1 protein-coding gene is annotated in these 1043 nt (G+C 68.0%); it reads right to left on the reverse strand.

The window, feature by feature from the left end; translation table 11 throughout:
* Positions 1 to 71: 71 nt before the first annotated feature.
* On the reverse strand, positions 72 to 998 hold the full coding sequence (locus ACIRS4_RS39085; RefSeq protein ID WP_404205171.1) for a cation diffusion facilitator family transporter: 927 nt from the start codon (positions 996 to 998) through the stop codon (positions 72 to 74).
* Positions 999 to 1043 lie beyond the last annotated feature (45 nt).

Below are 1043 nucleotides of genomic sequence, written 5' to 3' on the forward strand. Positions count from 1 at the left end.
ACAACAAGGTCGCCGCCATCGACGGCACCTGGTCGGGCCTGCGGTTCGTGGTCCGCCTCGCCGATCGCTGACTATTTCTCGACCGGCTGGGCCCGGTACAGGTCGGGTTCCAGGTAGATGACCCGGGCGGCCGGGACCTCGGCGCGCACCCGCGCCTCGGCCTCGTCGATGGCCGCGGCGATCTGGGCGATCTCCAGGCCGGGCACGATGGCGACCTTCGCGGCCACCAGCATCTCCTCCGGGCCCAGGTACTGGGTGCGCAGGTGGATGACCTTGTCGATGCAGCGGTCGTCGACCAGGGCGGCGCGGATGGCCGCGTCCTCCTCCGGGGTCGCGCCCTCGCCGATGAGCAGGCTCTGCATCTCGACGATCAGGATGACGGCGATGACGCCCAGCAGGATGCCGATCGACAGGGTGCCGACGCCGTCCCAGACCGGGTCGCCGGTGATCATGGTCAGGCTGATCGCGGCGAAGGCGAGGACCAGGCCGATGAGCGCGCCCGAGTCCTCCAGCAGCACCACCGGCAGTTCCGGGTTGCGCGAGTTGCGGATGAACCGCCACCAGCTGGCATTGCCCTTGAGCGGCTTGGATTCCCGCATGGCGGTGATGAAGCTGAAGCCCTCGAGTCCGATGGCCAGGCCGAGGATGATGATCGCGACGATCGGGTTGGTCAGTTCCTCGGGATGCTCGATCTTGTGGATGCCCTCGTAGATGGCGTACACCGAGCCGAGCGCGAAGATGACCAGCGCGACCACGAACGAATAGAAGTAGCGGTTGCGGCCGTAGCCGAACGGGTGCAGCTCGTCGGCCTCCTGCGCGGCGCGGCGCTGACCGAGCAGCAGCAGGCCCTGGTTGGAGGTGTCGGCCACCGAGTGCACGGCCTCGGCGAGCATGGACGCGGAGCCGGTGATGGCCGCGCCGACGAATTTGGCCGCCGCGATGCCGGCATTCGCGCTCAGCGCCGCCAGGATGGCCTTCTTACCGCCGCCCGCAGACAATGAACCGCCCCTTCCGATGTCCGTTTTCTAGGCAAAACGGACATC

It is taken from the genome of Streptomyces sp. NPDC101166, assembly GCF_044768125.1.
Taxonomy (GTDB): domain Bacteria; phylum Actinomycetota; class Actinomycetes; order Streptomycetales; family Streptomycetaceae; genus Streptomyces.